Genomic DNA, 21504 nt, shown 5'->3' with positions numbered 1-21504 from the left:
TTTTTAATCCCAATTGGCAAATTCATCGCTCATATTCCGAAGAAGGGCGGTTATTTGGGTGCGTCGGGTTTCAAAGTTAGCAGCGATGTAAATTAACAAAATACCAAGTAATAAGCCAACAATCCATTTTAGGAAGGAGTAACTGAGGCTAAAAATTACTAATTGATAAATGCTGGTAATCAAGAAAGTACCTGTACCAACGTAGAGAAAAGCGCGGATTTTTAAACCTAAGCCGGCGAAGATGGTAATGAGACTGAAAATACCGGGAATAAAAGGCAGATTTTGATAAAACAAAATTGTCCAACCGCAAATTAAACCACTTCCTAACATTCGCAAACTGTGACGAAGAGATTTGGTTGTTGATAATGTTAGTTGTTTATCTACTTGGGCAATATATAGTAAAGATAAACTAATGGGTGTAATGTACCAAAGGGAATCTCTCAAGTTTAAATCATGAAACCAAGTAAATAATGCCCAGTCAATTAATCCTAAACTGATATATGTAAACCGGATTTGTGTGGCCACTTTAGCCAAAAAGACGTAGTAAGCAGCAACGATAACTAAGGTAATAGGATAAGTTTGCAGTCCCGTTGTTCCTAGAATGATTAGTGGGAGGATGTATGCTGTGCGTTGCCAAGGTGTTTTTGACCAACCTAATCTTTGCCAAGGGAGGATATAGAGGAAGTAGGCAAATAGGCAAGATATTGCTCCATTCCAAGGTAGTAATTGCTCAGATAGTAATTGCCCTATTGGTAAATTTCGTGAATAAATACCTAATGCCCCTAGTTCTATTAAACCCAAATAAACCCAGATTTCCTGATTTGTTTCCTGAGAATTTTGTTTTCCTTGCCAAATAGCATAACGAACTAAAAATAATCCTGTTCCTAATACTATAGAGGAATTAATTTCGCTAGGTAAATTAATAGCAGATAGGAATAAAATACTACTCCAAGCCCAATGGAGATGGGCAATATTTTTGAGTTCTCCACGAGTTAATCCCAGGTAGCCAATCAACCAAGGTGTGAGGATACGGTAAGCATACATAATACTAGTCCCCAGGGCTGACATGGCAATTAATCCATCACCTAAAGCTCCTCCTCTCGATAGAGACATTTGATAAAATAGGAGTTCGTAGGCGGAAATTGATACCCCAATAATACCAAAATAAAGGAGGGGTTTAAAAGCTTCCCTTCGTCTTCCTACCCCAATCAGAATTAAGGCTACACCCAAGGAACAAAAACCTGTAAAGTTAGCAAAAGTGTTTAACCGTAAAATAACGCTAAATACACCATAAATAAGGGGGAGAATATGGAAACTATTGGGTAATGTTTGTAATTGATGTTTGCGTCGCCACCATTCGCCAAATAACTGAGTTGTTAAACCCAAAATGATATTAGCTATGGCGATTCTCATAATTGAATGTTCGCCAAATCCTAAGATTTCGGCTGTTAATAATTCTAAACACCAACCAATACCATAAAATGCCGATTCTTTCGATTGTCCCCAACTGCGATAGATGATTGATGCTAAAATTATCGCTGTGGTAATAACATAGATATATTCTGTTTTGATAATGCTTTGATAAATTAAACTGGAATGCAAAGTCAGAGCTGATAATTCTATTGTACATAATGCGATCGCCCATTTATCACTGGCTGCGGCATAAATTATCGCTAATTCTGTACCTTTGCGTAAAAGTACACCACGCCATAGCCATAAACTCAGAACTGTCAATGCAGTAACGACAAACCAACCTGATATTGTTAGTTTTATTAAACCAAATACACCTTCTGCTAACAATGCGGTCAGAAAACTTAGCCCAAAACCAATAATTGTTCCTGCATATATTTGGTTTCTTAAATAGCGAGTATTTACTAACATCACTGCGACACCTGCACCCAAACCAATTAATCTAATTCCTGGTAATGGTAAAGTTAATAATTGCAAAATCCCTATAGATAAAACACTTAAAAAACTGTTTGTAGTGCGATTTGGTTCAGTGGTGCGAATTGCTAAACCTGTCAATGCTAAAGGAGTAATTAACCAAATTATTCCTAAAGAGTTGGGATTTTGCCCATTACCATGCCAGTAATTTTGAGCATTTATCCACAATAAAGAAAAACTAAGTGCAGCTAATACTAAACCAATATACCATGCACTACGTTGCCAGATACCATCACCCAGACTAAATCCCCATTCAGCTATCATTACAGCTAATAAAATACCTGCCCAAATTTCTGGATTTAAACTTGGTAAAAACCAATTAATGCTAGAAATCAGCGTCAATACTCCCATGCTATGAGTTAGATATATCAAGGGAAGATAAAAAGCTGCCCGACGTTGAATAAAGGTGGCTAGAGTAAGAGTAGATAAAAGAAGATTGATTGTTCTTAATGTCGGATTTACTAAACTAATTATTGTTGAAGAAATTCCTAAAAATAAAGTTAGCTGTTCTCCAAAACTTGCTAATTCTTGATTTTCTTGATGATTTAATTTATCTGTTAGCCATAACATCAAAATGATGTAGGGAAATAAAGCAATACTCAATAATGCTAAAGGTTCATTTTGGCAATTAGTTAAATTAGTAGCTGTACTAATTACTAATTTTTGTAATTCATAAGGTACTAACCGCCAACTTAGGAAAATTGTCTGTAAACCAATTAAGAAAATAGCTAAAAAATCGGTTTTTAAACTATATCTTTGTAACCGACGGCTAAAAAACCACAAACTCAAACCACTGACTATCATTGCTTGGGCTGGTTGCGTTGTTACTGAAACTAACCAACCTAATAATAATAAACTTCCTCCCAGTTTTTCCCAGAGTAGAGAAGGATTTGGAGAGAGATTTTTTTCTGATAACCAAATTATCAACCCACCGCAAATACCAATTGCTAAACCTAATTGAGTAACACTAACTCCAGCGATAAAGATAGCCCTAGTCAGTAAAGTTAATAAGGCATAAATTAGGAAAGTAAAATATAAACTGATTCCCCATTGTGGAGATTCTGCATTTGTACTTTCTTGAGGTTGAGTTAATTGATTATAAACAGTAATAGCTGTTGTTCCTATCATTGCTAAATAAACAGCAATTAGCGGAAAACCTGATAATTTCCAACCCCAATGTAAATAACTCAAACCAATAATATTGACTAAAGGTAATTTACCACTGGGAAAATTAGTAATAATATTACGGTTTTGGCAAAGTTGATTAGTAATAAATGTGAGAGTCACAGAGGCAATTCCCATGACAATTAAGGTTAATGGATTTTGCCACAAACTAAAGCTATCCATTGCCCAAAAATTGATAGGAACTAATAACAAGGTGACGATTAATAATGTCTGTGCAGTTAACCTTAAATTGCTTTGTTTACCTGCCCAAAATGTAAAACCGCAAAAACTCAAGGTATATGCAAATAAAACCCCATACTGTCCAACTGCGGGGAATCTTTCCCACTGACTTGCAGCTAAAACACCAGAGGAAAGCACTACTAAAAATACGCCTAAAAACAGCAACCACCGCACACTTAATTCTTCACCCCAAGATTGCAACATCGAATTAACAAAGCTGGGTTTTTTAGGTACTGTTGGTATGGGAGGTAAAGTGGCAATTAATGGTTTTCGTGGGGGTGTGCTAGGGGTGAAAATTTCCTCTGGTTCTGATGCAGTCTGAGGTGTAAATACTACAGTGCAAGTGAGATATTGACGGGCTATTTGTTTAACTTGATCATCAGATATTAAACCGAGTTCTAGTAAGTCATCTAATCCTAATAATAAGTCAGGATGATTAGATGGTAGTTTAATGGGAATTTTCTGGGATGGTTCAAAAGGTGATGTCATAAATTGCAACCCTGTAAGTGTATATTAGAAATAGCCCTTTTAAGATGACTGAAGAATTTAATAAATTACTAAATTACTAAAATAGAACTCTCAATCAGATGTATTTTTCACAATTAGATTTACTATTTAAAAAACAACGTTTCAATCCCAAGGATAATGTTTGAATAAAGAATCTTGCTTCAGGTAAATCATTAAAAATATAGTCTATACTCTCAGGTGTGATATAATCTAAAGCTTGTATTTTTATTTCTTCATCTTGAGGATATTCGGTTTTGTACAATAAAACTTTCCACTCGCGTGGATTTTTACCATAATTTTTATTTAATTCTCCTCTCGCAGCAGCAACAAGAACTTCTATGGAGGGAAATGTTGTTAAAGGCATGATTATGGGTAAATATTTTCTAGGATATCCATTTCTAGCTTGAAAAGCATAAAATTTTTCAATTGCTTCTCTCAAAATATGAGATAAACTAATTGCCCAAGTATCAAAATATTGATTTTTATCTTTAAGAATATGTTCTGTATCTGTAGTTATTAAAAGAATATCACTATAAGAAATGTCTACATTATCTTTAAACTCCTCAAAAGCTTGGATAATTGTAGCACATATACTATCTCTTAGTTCTACTGCTATTTTATTGGGTAAGTAATACCCTTCAGGATTTTTGCGACAGGCATTTTTGTATTTTTGAACATGATCAAAAATATTTTTTCTAATCAGTGGGATGATATCAAATTTGATATTTTCTGATATTTCTTCTAATAAAATACATTCAACAATTTTTCCAAACACTTTATAGTCAGTTAGCCCGTCTCCAACAATTCCCACATTAATAGTATTCATGATATTTTACCCAATTGTCCCTGTGTACCAAAGTTCTGCTAACTGATATTTTGGTATTTTTATTAACTTTTTATTTGTGTTTTCTTCAATTTCATATTCTACTTCATCATCTTTAATTGCTCCAATTCCTACAAGGGTATCAAGTGCAGTATTTAAGTTTCTCACATCGCTTTGACGACTACGTTTATCTAAACGAACTGTATAAACATGATCAGGATGTTGATTAAATTCTCTTAAAACAGAGGGGCTGTGAGAAGTTAAAATAAATTGTGATGTTGTAAAGCCATCTTGACTAGGTGATGTTGCTTGCCAAATCCAATTCATCAATTGTTGTATATTACCTGGATTAATACCATTTTCTATTTCTTCTAACATAATTAGAGCTGGTGGTCTTCGTAATGATGCCAGCAAACTTATTGCAGCAATTTTCATAAAGCCGTCTGATACAACTTCTGGCATGAATTCTTCAATAGTACCCTTACGTCCTAAGTCAAATTCCCAGATGAGACTGGAACGATTGGGATCATAACGAACTCCAATAAAACTTGTATCAACGGTTCTCATTTTGGCAATAAATGATGAAAATATACGTTCTTCTTTTTCTTTTACATGACGGAGAAGTGACTGAAAGTTACTTCCTGTTTCTTTCAAATATATTGGGATTAACCTATCTCTCAAATATACGGGGATTGCACTTGTTTCAAAGTCTTGTTTGTGATCTATATCCTGATGATCTTTCTGTTTAAGAAATGTAGGTTGAAAATGATAACTAAATATATTATCAAAATCCAGGAAAAATAATTCACATAGTCTTTTTTCTATTCTTTCTAAATCTTGATCTAATTGTATTTTCTTTCTTAATTCTAGTATATTTGTAGGCTGATCATAACCACTTTCAACTTCTTTCGATATTTGATTATTAGTTAATTGGACAATTATTTTTTCTTTACAACTAGCATTGCTCATCAAATTATAGTTTTTACATATTTCTATTTTATAATTAATTTCTCCATATTGATTATTCCATAAAATGGAAAATGACATCGGTTCATCATCTTTAGCAAGCCTGTATTTATGTGGAGATAAATCTTTATTAGCATTTATAGTTTGATCTATTTCATTGTTAGAACTTCCTCGTCTGACAAGATTACAAAAATGTTGTATTCCTGCTAAAAGATTTGTTTTACCAGAATTGTTATTACCAATTAACAAAGTTACTGGATATAATTCTATAGTCGTTGATTTGTGAGTTCTAAAATTCTCTAAAGTAACTTGTTTAAACATCGTAACCTCCCAAAAATAGAATTATTTTTACCTTACCCGTTATGTTAATACTTTACACTATATTTTCGGAAATATATAAAAAATGGTGGGCATTGCCCACCCTACACTCAAGTAGTTTCAGGAATTGCTCCTTGCATTTTTGTGAAAGTGTCTATTAAAGTCTGCAATTGTTGATCTGCTTTAAATACTCCTAAACCTCTTGCTGTTACTTTTCCGGGAGAATAAACAAACCGAGTTTTCATGTTTGAAGTTAATTTTTCTGCTAACAAATTCCAAGCAGGTTCTTCCATGGGAGTTTCTAAAACAATATGCTGTTTATTCTCTGGTTTAATGCGGCTAAATCCCAGATTTTTGGCTAATTGTTTTAATTCCATAACTCGCAATAATTGATTTGCAGAAACTGGGATAGTTCCATATCTATCAGTCCATTCAGCAGCAATTTGTTTTAATTCATATTTTGATTTGACTGTAGCTACAGCGCGATAAGCACTCATTTTTTGATCAGGATCTGTAATGTAAGTTGAAGGAATAAATGCGGTGAGATTCAGGTCAATTTGCGTATCTGCAACTTTGGGGATTTCTTGACCTCTAATTTCTCGAATTGCTTCTTCTAACATTTCCATATACAAATCAAAACCAATTACATCCAGTTGACCAGATTGTTCTGCACCTAGCAAGTTTCCTACACCGCGAATTTCCATATCTCGCATTGCTAATTGATATCCAGAACCAAGTTGAGTAAATTCTTGAATTGCTCTTAATCTTTGCCTGGCTGCATCAGATAATTCTCTTTGTTTAGGATAAAATAACCATGCGTGAGCTTGGATTCCTGCCCGTCCTACTCGTCCCCGTAATTGATATAATTGAGATAATCCAAAACGGTGAGCATCTTCAATTAAAATTGTATTCACTCGCGGAATATCTAAACCAGATTCAATAATTGTTGTACAAACAAGAATGTCAGCGTCATTGTTCCCAAAAGTTAGCATGGTTGATTCTAACTCGCTTTCGTCCATTTGACCATGAGCGATCGCAAATCTTCCTCCTGGAACCATTTCTCGCAATTTTGTAGTGGTTTCTTCAATTCCATCTACTCGCGGAACTACATAAAATACCTGTCCACCTCGATCTAATTCTTGCCTAATTGCACTTCTAACAATTTCGGGATTTAAAGGTGCGAGATGGGTTTGAATTGGTCTTCTGCTTGGGGGTGGAGTCGTAATTAAACTCATTTCCCTAATTCCCGATAATGACATATATAAGGTTCTGGGAATAGGAGTTGCAGAAAGAGTTAAAACATCAACTTGAGTTTTCAGACTTTTGATTTTTTCCTTTTGATTAACTCCAAATCTTTGTTCTTCGTCAATTACCAAAAGTCCTAAATCTTTAAACTCGACAGTTTTACCTAATAACTGATGTGTACCTACAACTATATCTAATTCTCCAGTAGCGAGGCGTTTTTGAATATTGCGCTTTTCTTCTGCACTACGAAACCGATTCAGTAAACCCACATTGATCGGATAAGGGGCAAAACGTTCTTTAATTGTATGATAATGTTGTTGTGTTAAAATCGTTGTTGGTGCTAAAAGTGCGACTTGCTTTCCGGCAATGACAGCTTTAAAAATAGCCCTAATTGCCACTTCAGTTTTGCCAAAACCCACATCTCCACATACTAACCGATCCATGGGTCTTTCGCTTTCCATATCCCGTTTGACATCTTGTACCGCTTTTAGTTGATCTGTGGTAGGTTGATAAGGGAAAGAATCTTCCATTTCTTCTTGCCAAGGCATATCTGCGGGATAGGAAAAACCTTCTTGTTTTGATCGCGCTGCGTACAACTTTAACAAATCTACCGCTAATTTCTTAATGGTTTTGCGGACTTTATTTTTAGTATTATCCCAAGCTTTTCCGGTCATTTTATGTAATGATGGGGCTTGATCTCCACTGGTTCTAAATCGAGACAAAGAACCAACTTGGTCAGCAGCAACTCTTAACAAACCATCCGCATATTGGACAACTAAATAATCACGGATTTCATCATTAATTGTCAAACTTTCTAACTTGACAAATTTACCAATACCATGACTACGATGCACAACATAATCACCCTCCCGTAATTTGTTAGGATCAACTTGTTTCGATGTCGCTTGACGACGTTTGCGGACATAGCCAAAATTAGCTAAAGAATGTTGTCCATAAAATTCTCTATCGGTGACAATAACTAAACGGTAAGAAGGTAAAATAAATCCTTGTAATTCTGCTAAACCGGAATATTTAAGAGCAATAGGTATATGATTAATTTGTAGTTTATCAATGGCTTGAAAATCACGAGGATTAGGAATAAATTGTGCGGGACAATCGTGTTCTTGGAGGAGAGAAACCGAACGGGAAGGTTGAGCCGAAAGTATCCAAACTGCAAAATTGCGATTGCGTTCTTGTCTAATTGTCTCCGCTAACTTAGCAAATTGGTGAGGTGTAACTGGTAAAGGTCTACTAGCTAAATTTAAACCACTATTTTCTTCCGACAATTCCGATAAATATAACTTTCTAAAATTGGTAATTTCCGCTATACACTCATCAAAAGTCCGATGAATCTTAGGTAATTCAATTGACAACTGACTATTGACAACTGACCACTGACTACCAGCATTTTCCACCCAGCGATCGCTATGAGCATAACATTGTTCTGGTTCATCAATGGCTACGAGCGTATGTTCTGATAAATAGTCCAGTAATGAAGCAGGTTTTGCAAAAGCCAACCCCAAAAACCGCCGACTCCCTTCTAATGATGCTAAATCCGATTCTTGTAGAGACGTTCCATGGAACATCTCTACATTGTTAGAGAAATCAGCAGAATCCTTCAGTGCATCTAAAACAATCGGTGCAAAACTTGTTGGGGTGAGAGTAATTTTTTCCACCTTATCCAGGGCAGAACGTTGTGTAGTGGGATCAAATTCCCGAATTTGTTCAATTTCGTCCCCAAACCATTCCAAGCGCACAGGCAACTCCGAAGACACCGGAAACACATCCACAATATCCCCGCGTCTACTCCATTGTCCTTCCGTTTCCACCAGGGGAACGCGTTCATATCCCAAAATCGTGATTTTTTCACCAAATCCATCTAAATCAAATTCCATCCCTTTTTGTAAAGTGACACAGAATGATTTAAACGCTGACTGTGGTGGTAAATGTGGTTGCAACGCCCCCACAGTTGCAATTATGGCAGTTTTTTGTTTTTGCAACTGACCACTGACCACTGACGACTGACAGTTAACTAAATCAGCTAAAACCTGCATTTGACCCCAACTCAACTCATTTTCCGGGTCAAAGGGTTCATAAGGAGAAGCTTCGGATGTGGGGTAAAAATGCACAGTTTTCCATCCCATTGCTTCCATTTGGGCAAAAACCCGCCCAGCTTCCTCTAAAGTGGCACAGATGACACACAAATCCTGATCTTCACAATTTGCTAATGCTGAAGCTACCAGTCCCTTGGGAAGACGAGAAATCCCATTTAACCGCAATTCCTGTTGTTTATTGAGTTTAATAATTAGTTCTGCGGTAAGAGGCGATCGCGCCAAAGCACGCACAATAGAAGAAAATGCCATATATCTTAAATCTTTTACGCTCAATTGGAAGTAACTGCTGATAGAAAAATCTAACCGCAGTTTATATCCACTAGTTTAAAAGTTTTAATTGCACTCTTGATGGTAAATGGGAAAAAAATAACTACGGAGTCAGGAGTCACCGAGTCACCGAGTCAGAAGAAGAAGTCAGGAGTCAGGAGAAAGAAGAAGGAGTCAGGAGAAAGAAGAAAGAAGAAGGAGTCACCGAGTCACCGAGTCAGGAGAAAGAAGAAAGAAGAAAGAAGAAGGAAGAAGGAAGAGAAGGGTTCACCTTCAGCAAGCCCTAGAGTGACAGAAGAAAGACCTGTATTAATCCGGTTGCGTATAGGTTGAAAAATTTGCCTGAAAATCTAGCTCTTCGTACACAGCCAACGTTTCTTGATGTACACGAGCAACATTTAACCATTCTAAATTTTTCTGCGATCGCTGTTTCCATTCCTGAAGTAAATCTTTATTACTCAATAGTTGTATTAATGCCTGAGCCAGTTTATTGCTATCCTGAGCCGGAACTAACAGCCCCGCTTTCCCATTATCTAACGCCTCTGGGATACCGTCTACTTCAGTAGCCACAATCGCCAATCCTGCTTCCCTCGCTTCCGAAAGCACCAAGGGACAGGGATCACGATGGGAAGCTAAGACAAAAATATCACAGGCTAGTAAGTAACGTTGGGGTTCAGGCTGAAATCCTTCAAAGTGAATCCGATTACTAACAGCCGTTGCTTGGGCTTGAGACTCAAATAGTTGTTTATCAGGGCCGTTTCCTACCAAATATAAATGGACTTGGGGAAAATCCTGAGCAACTTCCTCAAAAGCAGCGATTAACTCAGTAATCCCTTTTCGTTTATACATTCCAGCCACAGTAGTGATCGCTGGACTTTGTAAATTTAAAGGTTGATAATCTGATATTTTCCGAGTCCGGGGGCTACCCAAAGTCCCATTACAAATTACCCGTAATTTTTGTTCAGGAATTCCCCGTTGTACCATCGAATTTTTGACAGCTTTGCTCACAGCAATTACTCGGTCAGCTAAACCCATCAACACACTACTCCGTTGAAATTCATTATGGACAGTAGCCACTAAAATATATTTATTTTCCCATCTCAAAGCCCGCCCTAAAACCACACCAGTCATCATGTGAGCATGAACTATATCTGGCTGAAATTCTTGGAGAATTGCTCGATAAGATACTGCCGCCTTAATTATATTTATTAGCTGGCGATTTTGATTAATTTTGTAATGTTTAACACCAAATTGATTTAATAATTTTTCGTATTCTCCCCCCGCTGAAATTACCGCCACATCATCACCAGCTTGGGATTGCAAACAAGCCAGATCCACAGCTACATTAACAATACCGTTACCGATTTCCTGGACATGATTTAATATATGTATGATTCGCATAAAGTTAAAAATGTGTATCAAAACTTAAATACATTTCAGCAAAAAAAGATCAAGAATAAAGTAACCAGTAGATCAATTTTAAACCTTTTATTTTACAAGTAACTAAGAACTTGTAGCGGATGCACTTGAATGAGATGCAGAATTTACTTATAAAAGCTATGGAGAAAGATACTTTTACTTCCGACTTCTACTATTAAGTATTTTTCATGAATTTGTAATATATCTAACTCGTTTTTTCTTGCTAACTTTTGTTGATTATATAGAAGTTCATAATTATCTAACTGTGTGTTAAGAAACATATATCAAACATAATTTTGGTTAGTTAACTTATATCATACTATTAATTAATCACTGTTTTTGGCTCTGGTCAGGATCTTCCTCTTAATTATCATCTTAGCCTTCAGTTATCAGCTTTAAAGATGGAAGTACAGCAATAAAACTTGTATAACCTCACCAAATAGAATGAAAGGCACGGAAGCCACTTGGCAATAGATGCGTGAAGGAAGTGCCAACTTAGAATTTATTCGCCGTGACATGATAAAATTAGGGACTTCCAAGAAATAAATTATCCCAATAAACGAACCACAGAGGCACAGAGAACACAGAGAGAGAATTTTTGCGTCAGTTTTGGGACATTTTTTTATTTGGAAGTCCCTTAATTAGCAAGTAAGAATAACCATCAACGCTCATAAGTGTTTTATTAAGGAGAAACCCCTGATTTATCTCGTCTCGGCATAGCCGTAGCCTGGGTAAACAAGCAATGGTAAATCATGGAGCGTTTAACATTAAAAATTGATGGACTCACAAAAGCAGCAAAAAAAATCAAAAGTAAGCGCAATTGCAATACCTGTCGTACTGGTAGTTGTCTTGAGCGTCTAGGAGGATAATTGACTATCCTTTTTAAGCAGGTCTTAAAGAATCTGCGTGTCTTTAGACCGCAGAGTGTCAAGAAAGTAAACACTTCCTCTTTTTTCCATTCTTGCTCTTGCTTAACTAAGAGGGCAAGTATACAAGCCCCTAAATGTATTTATGGGGTTTGTAAATTTTGTAATCCGCGACAAAAAATCAAGGTGATAAACGTTCGATTTTCCACCCTCCACCATCTACACGACTATATAATAGGCGATCATGTAAACGACTGGTTCTTCCTTGCCAAAACTCAATTGTCTGGGGAATGACGCGAAAACCACCCCAATGAGGAGGACGAGGAACTTCCTGATTTTCATATTTGCGCTGAAATTCTTGCAATTGTGCTTCTAAAATTTCCCTATTGGCAATTACTTCACTTTGATTAGAAGCCCAAGCACCTAACCGACTATATGCAGGACGAATTTCAAAATAGCCATCAGATTCTGCTGAGGAAATTTTTTCTACTGTTCCCACAATTCTGACTTGGCGTTCTAGTTCAGCCCACCAAAATACCAAAGCTGCATGGGGATTTTCTGTAATTTCTTGTCCTTTTTGGCTATTATAATTAGTAAATAAAACAAAACCCCGGTCATCAAAATCCTTGAGTAGTACCATTCTTGCAGAAGGCTGACCATTGGATGTACAGGTAGCCAAAGTCATAGCATTAGGTTCAGGTAGCTGGGCTGTTATGGACTGAGTGAACCAAGATTTAAACTGTATAAATGGATTAGGATCACTTTCTTTTTCACTTAAATCTTGTAATGTGTAGTCTTTGCGAATATCCGCTATGCTTGTTTCCATTTTTGTTATTTCCTTAAATTTAGATCAGCTAGTACCGCTTTCTCGGAAGTCAAAAGTCTGATGAAATAGGCTTTTTACCTATTTTAAATGGTTGCTTCTTGAGGGGGCGCTGTAATAGAAAAAATATTTATGATCACAATCAGTAAATTGTTTAGACAATAGGGAATGGAAGTTACTTATCTTTAACTCCTCTTCTACCCCTGAATCCTTACGTTTATATATTAAATCAGATGCGCCGTTTCGCTTCTCTGCAAACTCTCTTAATTTATGGACTTAGTGGACCAATTATCGCCCTCAATATCTGGCTACTGTCTGTATTATTTCGTTTTTTCCAGAATCCGATTACTATCCTCAGTATCGCCGCAATTCTGGCTTTTTTGCTGAATTACCCAGTTAAACTCTTTGAAAGAGTCCGAATTACTCGCATTCAAGCTGTCATCATCGTTTTAGTATTGACTTTAACTTTGTTTATTGTTTTGGGTGTCACTCTCGTACCCCTGCTAATTGACCAAACCATTCAACTTTTAAATAAGATTCCAGATTGGTTAGCGACTAGTCAAGCCAATTTAGATCATTTAGAAAGTTGGGCAAAGCAACGACGGTTATCTATAGATTTAAAGCTGGTAACAAACCAAATAAATGCTAATATTCAGACCCTGGTACAACAAATAGCTTCAGGGGCGGTAGGATTCGCCGGAACGCTGTTATCAGGATTACTGAATGTAGTATTAGTAATCGTTCTAGCTTTTTATATGCTAATATATGGCGATCGCGTTTGGTCAGGTTTAATTAATCTTTCACCATCTAATATTGGTCTTCCCTTTAGTCGGTCGTTGCAGTTAAATTTCCAAAACTTTTTTCTGAGTCAATTATTGCTAGGACTATTTATGGTCATAGCCCTCACACCCATATTTTTATTTCTGAGAGTCCCATTTGCCCTCTTATTTGCTATTATCATCGGTATTTCTGGACTTATTCCGGTTGTTGGTGCAACTTTAGGTATTGGTTTAGTCACAATGTTGGTATTAATCCAAAATTGGTGGTTAGCCTTTCCAGTCGCTACAATAGCAGTTATTATGCAACAAATTAAAGATAATCTGTTAGCTCCAAAACTAATGGGTAATTTCATTGGACTCAACCCCCTGTGGATTTTTATCGCTATTTTAATGGGATTTGAAATTGCCGGATTATTAGGAACACTCGTTGCTGTGCCAATTGCTGGGACTATCAAAGGCACATTTGATGCCATCAAAAGCAGTAACCATAGTGATTTTGTCTCAAATTTTCGGGCTAGTTATGGCTCAGAAGTTGCAGAAAATGAATAAGTTTGTCAGTAGGGGCGCAGGGCCTGCGCCCAGTCATTAGTCATTAAATAATTTTCTTCTTCCTTCTTTCTAACTCCTGACTCGGTGACTCGGTGACTCCTTCTTCTCATATATTAAATTTTAAATTAATGAATGCAGTTGAATTATTAGAAACAATTACACACCTCATTGAGCAAGCTGAAAAAGGGGAAATTGATCCTTGGGACGTGCGAGTTATTGATGTCATTGACCATTACTTAGAATTAATGGCTCCAGAGGCAAATAGCAGAGGCTATGAAAGTGATTTATCTCAATCTGGACAAGCTTTTTTATCAGCATCAATGCTCGTTTTATTTAAAGCAAATACATTAATGCAGCTATCAACAGTATATAATACTCCAGACGAAGTTGTAGATGATACACTATTAGAAATTGAAGATGGGTTGTTACATCCACATCGCTTGCATTTGGAGCAACAGTTGCGCCGTCGTCCGGCAGCTATGCCACCTCCAAAACGTCGAGTAACGTTGCAAGAGTTAATAGACCAATTGCAAATTATGGCAAACCAGTTAAAGCTGGTAGAAACCGTAGATAAACCTAAGCGGCTTAAACGTCAGTCTACTGTGCAAACCATGCGGGAAGCTCTAGAGTTAGCACACCAAGAAAATTTAACGGAAGTCGCGTTAGAAATAGAGCAGGTGTTACACAGTGCTGTTAAAGAGCAAAATTTAGAGGAACAATGTTGGAATCTAGAACAACTGATAGATTTGTGGATAAAGACAAAGAAACCAGAGAAAAATTCTTCTCATCATCAATCAGAACACGGTGACATAGTTAGCGTTTTTTGGGCGTTACTATTGCTCTGTAGTCAATCTAAGGTGGAGCTATTTCAACAAGAATTTTACCAGGAAATTCAAATCCGTTTACCTACTTAGGAGTCAGGAGTCAGGAGTCAGGAGTCAGGAGTCAGGAGTCAGGAGTCAGGAGTCAGGAGAAAGAAAGAAGAAGAAGGAAGAAGGAAGAAGGAAGAAGAAAGAAGAAAGAAGAAAGGGGTTTGCTGATGAGTCCTCAAATTTATCCGATTATTTTTAGTGAAAATGTAAGGGTTTTAAAAACCACAAAAATCATAAACTTAAAACTAAAACTTCTTCTCCTATTGAAACTAAGGTTTTCCCTACTGGTAAAACAGCTAAAGCATTAGTTTGAGCTAAATTAATTAAATTTCCAGAACTTAAATTACCAGCAGCTTGATAAAATTCATAAATACCATTACTTAAATTTAAATTACCCCAAATATAAGTTTCCATTTTCCCGTTAGATTTTAATTCAGAATGGGATTTAACTTTAATAAACTTTGCTTCCCAACCTTTATTAATTCCCGAAAGTTTTTTAATTATCGGTTGGACAAATCGCCAAAATGTCACTAAAGCCGAAACCGGATTTCCTGGTAAACCAAAATATAGGGAATTGGGAAAAGTTGCAAAAGTCAAAGGTTTTCCTGGACGCATTTGCACGGCGCGAAAATGAATTTCTGCCCCCAAAGATCCTAAAATATGATCAATATAATCATAATCACCAACAGAAACTCCGCCAGAAGAAAGAACTATATCAGCATTATTAATGGCATAGTTTATAATCTCTGTTAAAGCAGTTGGGTTATCCTTAACAATTCCTAACATTAACACCTCTGCACCTAATTCTTTTACCAAAGCTGCTAAAGCATATTGATTAGAATCCACAATTTGTCCAGGTTGTAGCGTTTGTTCTGGTGTTACTAATTCATCACCGCTCGAAAAAATTGCCACCCGTGGACGACGGAAAACACTGATTTTAGATAATTGTGCTGCGGCTAAAATAGCAATTTCTGTGGCATTGAGGGGAATTCCCGCTGGTAAAAGTTCCTTTCCTGCTTGGTAAAAATCCCCTTGGTGTCTAACAAATTCTTGGGGTCCAGGAGTAGCAAGAATAAAAACTTGGTTTCCCTGGAAATTAGTTTTTTCCTGCATAACTACAGTATCTGCACCTTTTGGCATAATTGCACCGGTGAAAATCCTTGCTGCTTGTCCTGGTTGGATAGTAATTTGGGGTTGATATCCTGCGGGAATCTCTGCCACAACTTCTAAAAATGTGGGATTTTCAGAACTGGAATTTTGCACATCTTGATAACGGACAGCAAAACCATCCATTGCGGAATTATCCCAATGGGGAAAATCTAAATAACTAATTACAGGAGTTGCTAAAATGCGATGATACGCTGTTAATAAATCAACAATTTCCAGATTACATTCTTGATTTAAAGATTCTACAGCATTGAGAATAATATTTTCTGCATCTTTGACTGATAACATAATGAATAAATTCGCTATTTGATGATTGTTGAAAATAAGTCAGGTATCTTGTTATTTGTGATTCACTTCTTATAAATTAAAAATACGGAACCAATGGGTCATAAATTCTCCACATAGACTTTACTGGATATTTACTTGAAAATCTAACTCTGGAGATTGAGGATTAAAAATAATGACATGATTTATTCCTTTAGGATATCTTTCACCATTATTATTAGTTTGGAAAAACTCAATACTAAATTTATAATTTTTACCAGGACAATTAGCAGATTGTTTTGCTGTTGAATTAGCTCTCACATCCTGAGAACCAGATATTAAAGCTGTAGTTATTGTTAACAAAGAGAGAAAAATTAGTTTTTTGGTAAACATAAACTATAAAAACCCGCTACAGGAACACTATAGCGGGTAAAATTAACAATTGCAGTTATGGTTAATCTTCAAATACAAAAATTATGCAAGCCATTCTAGAACAGCTTCATCTTTAGTATTAGTATGACGAGAAGGTGTTTCGCGCTCAAACTTCATGTGAATAGAACGGGTTTGCTCACCATCAGCCGCAACAGCTAGAATTGGGTAATCAATTACACCATCTTGGAAGGACATTTGGAAGCGGAATGTACCATCTGAATTAAGTTTAATGGGACGACCACCAATGGTGACAGTAGCATCAGGTTCCGTTGCACCATAAACAATCAATTCAGCGTCAGCAACTAACCAGAATTTGCGAGGACGCACAGGAACAGCGGAAGCGGAGAAACCGACACCGGACATTCCCACACCGGACATGGTTAAACCAGATACGTTAGGAATAGCCCACATACCCACACCAGATGGGAAAACGTAGGAACTGAGAGCTTGCTCAGGAGCAGCAGAACCGGGTACGTGCTGCATAGAACCGAATATGGAACCTGCTACCCGTTGAGCTTCAGCAGATTCTGCTAGATCAAAGATTTGTTCGTAAATGGGGTTGCCATTAGCGCCAGCAGTAGCAGCGGTTGGTAATTTCTTAGATGGGGGAACAAGTTCGTAGAAGGTTTTACCGCGCAGGTCTTCTTCAAAGTCTACAGTGATGAAGACATCTTCAATCCAATCGGAAGGATAGACGGGGGGAATATGCACTCTTGCAGAACGCGCTAATACTAACCAACCACCATCAGCGGTGCGATAACCTACATCTATTACATAATCGCGATCGCTCACGGGAATTGGCAAGTACCATTCTCTAGCTAGTTCATCAGCAGGGTATTCTTGAATACTGTGGGGACTTTGATAATCTAGATCAAGATCGGTGACATCATAAATCCGCAGAGCTAGGGTTTGTCCACCTTGACGACGCAGTGCTTCTTTATGGTCGTTAGGAATATCCCAGTATGTATAAGCCCATTGAGGATCGCGGGGTAATAAAACTATCCGACTATCACCATAACCAGCCGGTAAATCCGCTAATGCTTCATCAACATCAGCGAGAGAACCACCAGTCCGATCTTCTTGACCTAATTCAAATTTTGCTGCTTCCACGGTTTCTTGTGCCTCCAGATTAGGGGATGAACTGAGCGAAAATTTACTATGTTGAACGTCTTCAATTGATGCTAATAACTGCGATTTCCGCATTCTGCTATAGCGAGATATACAGTATTCACTGGCAACTTTGCGTAATTGCCGTAATGTCATCTCCTCTAGCGGTGGGCGTTCTTTTGCCATTGATTTGGACTCCAGTAATTTGCAAGGTAAATCATTTTTTCGGGTTAAAAAAGTTTGATGATATTTCATCTACCCAGATTTTTTTATTCCTGACTCCTGGTTTTGTCCCAGTTTTAAATTTGTTTACTGTCTGTTTTTTATATACCAACTTTTCTAATTCCTAGTTCTGCATAATTTTTGCATTGCTTGGAGATTGCAAAAAGTTGTTAAGTAAATATTAACCAGTAAAACTATCTAGGGATCAAGGGGTCTAAAGATAGGTTTTACTATATTTCACGTAGTTATCAGCCCTGCGGGGATCAAAATATCAAGATTTCATGACAAGTTGATTTGAATTAGAGACTTAATATCAAGAATTCATGACATTTAGACAAAAAGAGAATTAATCTCTTGCTTTTGACAACTGACAACTGACAACTGACAACTGACAACTGACAACTGACAACTGACAACTGACAACTGACAACTGACACCTGACAACTGACAACTGACTACTGACAACTGACTACTGACCACTGACAACTGACATTCGCTGAATCAGCCATTTATCTTTTTTGCGAACTAAATCATAGCGAACCCGCAATTTTTCATTGGAGGATTTTTTTTGCAGACTATTTTGATAGAACTGAGTAACTTCCTGGACCTTAGCGTCTACAGCTACATAATCTTTATCTGTACCTTTTTTAGAGACAGCTATTATTTCTACATTATGTTCATATTGGCGATAGCGTTTCTCTTCTTGTTCTTGCTGGGCTACTGACTGCCATTGTGATAAAACTACGCCTGTTAAAATTTCATTTAAACCATCAATCTCATGATTTTGTCCTAAAGCTGCGGCTTTGGCAGATAACCAAGTTTCAATTACTTCCTTTGCTGTCTCCTTTGTTAGTTCTTCGTTGCTTGGTTCGGTTTGGCTGTTGGGGTCAGGAATAGTGATTGGTGGTTGATTCAGTTCTATTGCTAACTGTTCCCCATGTAATGATGAACTGGGAAACAAGATATTTTTTACCAAGCCAAAAGCTGTTGATACTAACAGTGAAAAAACCAATAATCCTCCCAGTGAGAAGAGAACCAGCCAAACTAAGCGGATTTTTGGGTCTAGGCTACTGAGAAAATTAGTTTGAGACTGTATAAACCGCTGGGGAATACTATTACTGCTGGGTTTGCGTCGTCTGCGTTTTGGAGACTGGTGGTTTGTCGCTGCGGTCGGAGTCCCATTGGCTGGATGTGGTCTTCTGTTTGGGGTTACTGCTGTTGAGGGTATTTGTGATGTTTGATTTCCCGCACTTCCATCTGTTGATGGATGATTCCATCTTGGTATGGAAACCTGAGTAGATTCAGGGTGAGGTCGAATGTGTGTTTCTGGTAACTCAGGATTGGATGTTTGGTGATGATATTGCTGTATTTCTGTGCTGTTATTAGTATGGTGTCTGAAATGATTAATATCTGGTTGGGGAAAGGATTGATGATTAGTTACTGCCCATTCATTAGTGATTTGGGCATCTGTGGGCAAAGATTCTAGATAAGCTTGTACTTGTCTATCGGCAAAATAATCCTTTAAAGAGGCTTGCTGTTTCGATAAATCCCGAAAGTGGGGAAATACTTCTTGCTGTAACCATTGTTCGCTGTATAAGCACAGTCCTGGTAATAAGTCTGGTGAATCTTGGGATTTTTCCCGAATAAAAGCTAAAGCTTCATATTCTTGACTTAGTTCTAAAACCCGGGTGGCTTCTTCGGTTTGTCCCATGAGTAAAGCACAAAGTGATTGTTCTAAATGCACATCTTGCCGTTTGGCTAATTGCATTAACATTTGCTTGGCTTGACGAATTAAAGCTGGTTGGCGTTGAGCAAAACCTCTAGCAATTAAGGAGTATACTGCTAAATATGTAGCCACGGCTGAGGGGCGTTTACTTTCTAATTCAAAGAGTTTATGCTGTTCTGATACTGTTAAATAATGACGAATTTGCTGGATAAATCGTAAAAAGTCATCTATGTTTAACCCTGATTGATCATTGCCAGTTCCATCAATGCCGCAACGATCTTCTAAAATACTTTGTAATAATTCTAACCCCTGCCGCCGTTTGGGGATCTGTGTTTGTGGTAGTGCTAATAGTTCTAAGATGCGATAGGGACGCAGTTTATAAAGATCAGCAGCCATTTCGGCGCGGACGCTGGGAAATAAGCCTTCCCGCGCTAATAGTTCTTCACCAGTTTCTAAGGATACGGCGGCATTTTCATAGTGACCTTGTTGCCATTCTTCCCGTCCTAGTTCTAGGCAAGCTAGGGAGACGGTAAGGATAATATCTGGTAAGTCTGGGTTTTCGGGAATTTCTGTTTGGTTAACACGATGACCTGTTTTGAGACTAACTAAATTAGGTTTATTAACTAAGTACGGACGACCAAGCTTTAATACTAATTCATATTCTCCTAGTTCTTGGAGTATTAATAAAGAGCCGACAAATCCCTCTGGGGTGATTTCAATGCTCAGATTTTGAGCATCTTGATCTTTAGAGTTATTATCTGCTAGGGTTTCTGGTGGAACTGGATCAGCAGTTTTGTTAGGAGTATAAACATTAGCTAGGTAAAGCTGATCGTATACTTTGCGCTTTTCGGTATCTAATAAAACCATATAAGCTTCTTCAATCAGCCTCTTGCGAGAAGATATGGATGTAGTCGAATATTCCCGTCGTGGCAATTGGACAATGCGATCGCTGTATGCCTGTCGCAATTGTTCCTCACTTGCCGCCAACGGTAATCCTAGAATTCGGTAATAATCAAGCGGAATTCGCACAGCTTACGTCCCCTGCACTGTGTTCTCGTAGCATCTCGTAGAAATTGACATAATTCACCCGGAGCGTTCCAGGCTTCTAAAACCGTCCCATAATCATAGCTCGATTAATACCGTGTTGACCTAGTACAATAAGTGTAGATAGTAACAGATATCTTGTTTTTTGCCGTTAATTTTTTTATATCTTCAGTTTAAAGTCTTAATTTTGGGAATTAGTAGGAAGTAGGGCTTAGGCCACGCTGCGCTATCAGGAAAAATTAAAATTACCACTGACCACTGACAACTGACCACTGACTAATGACCAAATTTTTAAACGATCCATTCTGAAGCTCGTTCACCCAAATCTAGTGGAATGCTAACTGCTTTACCAAGTCGGGGACGTTCTTTAGTTTCGGTAATAAAATTCTCAACTTGTTGTGTTCCTCCTAAAGCGTTGAGATAATTAACAATGCTGTCTAGATGGGTTTGGTAATCTGTTTCGCTTAAGGGGAAAGAAGCTTGGCCAAAGTATTTCCACATGACTTGCAGAAATATTTTGCCATGAGTGCGGCGAAACTGGACATCATAAGGTTGTCCCCATTTATCAATTAACAGTTGGCGTAATTCTTTTCCAGTCATTGGTTAGTTGTTAGTTGTCAGTGGTCAGTTGTCAGTGGTCAGTTGT

General features: G+C 37.4%; 14 protein-coding genes. 2 read left to right on the top strand and 12 right to left on the bottom strand.

All coding sequences use genetic code 11. The annotated features are described in order from the left end of the window. Positions 1-3 precede the first annotated feature (3 nt). The 6 genes from EZY12_10630 to pdxH form a co-directional block, all read right to left on the bottom strand. The gene (locus EZY12_10630) at positions 4-3837 is read right to left on the bottom strand and encodes a DUF2157 domain-containing protein (protein ID QSX69978.1); all 3834 of its coding nucleotides are present in this window, start codon (positions 3835-3837) and stop codon (positions 4-6) included. 94 nt (positions 3838-3931) lie between these two features. Further along, positions 3932-4681, bottom strand: coding sequence for a hypothetical protein (locus EZY12_10625; protein ID QSX69977.1), 750 nt, complete (start codon positions 4679-4681; stop codon positions 3932-3934). A gap of 6 nt (positions 4682-4687) precedes the next feature. Continuing rightward, a complete protein-coding gene (locus EZY12_10620) occupies positions 4688-5965 on the bottom strand; it encodes an AAA family ATPase (protein ID QSX69976.1) in 1278 nt (425 codons plus the stop codon). A gap of 107 nt (positions 5966-6072) precedes the next feature. Beyond that, positions 6073-9570 carry a transcription-repair coupling factor gene (gene mfd, locus EZY12_10615; GenBank protein ID QSX69975.1) on the bottom strand — a complete coding sequence of 1166 codons (3498 nt, stop codon included), beginning with the start codon at positions 9568-9570 and terminating at the stop codon, positions 6073-6075. A gap of 327 nt (positions 9571-9897) precedes the next feature. Further along, positions 9898-10989 (bottom strand): glycosyltransferase family 4 protein, encoded by a 1092-nt coding sequence (locus tag EZY12_10610; GenBank protein QSX69974.1) that lies wholly within the window; start codon positions 10987-10989, stop codon positions 9898-9900. 1065 nt (positions 10990-12054) lie between these two features. Further along, positions 12055-12699, bottom strand: coding sequence for a pyridoxamine 5'-phosphate oxidase (gene pdxH, locus EZY12_10605; GenBank protein QSX69973.1), 645 nt, complete (start codon positions 12697-12699; stop codon positions 12055-12057). Positions 12700-12929: 230 nt separating this feature from the next. Here pdxH and EZY12_10600 point away from each other — a divergent pair, with 230 nt between their 5' ends. Together EZY12_10600 and EZY12_10595 are read left to right on the top strand one after the other, a co-directional pair. After that, a complete protein-coding gene (locus tag EZY12_10600; GenBank protein ID QSX69972.1) occupies positions 12930-14024 on the top strand; it encodes an AI-2E family transporter in 1095 nt (364 codons plus the stop codon). A gap of 128 nt (positions 14025-14152) precedes the next feature. Next, entirely contained in the window at positions 14153-14938 is a 786-nt protein-coding gene (locus tag EZY12_10595; protein ID QSX69971.1) for a segregation/condensation protein A, read from the top strand. Between the two features lie 189 nt (positions 14939-15127). Here the strand turns inward: EZY12_10595 and EZY12_10590 are convergent, their stop codons facing one another. The 6 genes from EZY12_10590 to EZY12_10565 form a co-directional block, all read right to left on the bottom strand. Continuing rightward, the gene (locus EZY12_10590; protein ID QSX69970.1) at positions 15128-16351 is read right to left on the bottom strand and encodes a molybdopterin molybdotransferase MoeA; all 1224 of its coding nucleotides are present in this window, start codon (positions 16349-16351) and stop codon (positions 15128-15130) included. A gap of 120 nt (positions 16352-16471) precedes the next feature. Beyond that, positions 16472-16720 (bottom strand): hypothetical protein, encoded by a 249-nt coding sequence (locus EZY12_10585; protein QSX69969.1) that lies wholly within the window; start codon positions 16718-16720, stop codon positions 16472-16474. An 81-nt stretch (positions 16721-16801) separates the two neighbouring features. Then, positions 16802-18052, bottom strand: coding sequence for a DUF4912 domain-containing protein (locus tag EZY12_10580; GenBank protein ID QSX69968.1), 1251 nt, complete (start codon positions 18050-18052; stop codon positions 16802-16804). A 366-nt stretch (positions 18053-18418) separates the two neighbouring features. Beyond that, entirely contained in the window at positions 18419-18574 is a 156-nt protein-coding gene (locus EZY12_10575) for a hypothetical protein (protein QSX69967.1), read from the bottom strand. Further along, positions 18558-20843: a DUF4101 domain-containing protein gene (locus tag EZY12_10570; protein ID QSX69966.1), complete on the bottom strand. Its 2286-nt coding sequence runs from the start codon at positions 20841-20843 to the stop codon at positions 18558-18560. Before EZY12_10570 ends, EZY12_10575 begins: the two co-directional genes overlap by 17 nt. Before the next feature lie 306 nt (positions 20844-21149). Then, on the bottom strand, positions 21150-21458 hold the full coding sequence (locus EZY12_10565; GenBank protein QSX69965.1) for a DUF3067 family protein: 309 nt from the start codon (positions 21456-21458) through the stop codon (positions 21150-21152). Between the last annotated feature and the right edge of the window lie 46 nt (positions 21459-21504).

It is taken from the genome of Dolichospermum sp. DET69, assembly GCA_017355425.1.
In the GTDB taxonomy this organism is placed as follows: domain Bacteria; phylum Cyanobacteriota; class Cyanobacteriia; order Cyanobacteriales; family Nostocaceae; genus Dolichospermum.
Note: the sequence above shows the minus strand (reverse complement) of the source record. Positions and strands in the feature narration are given on the sequence as shown.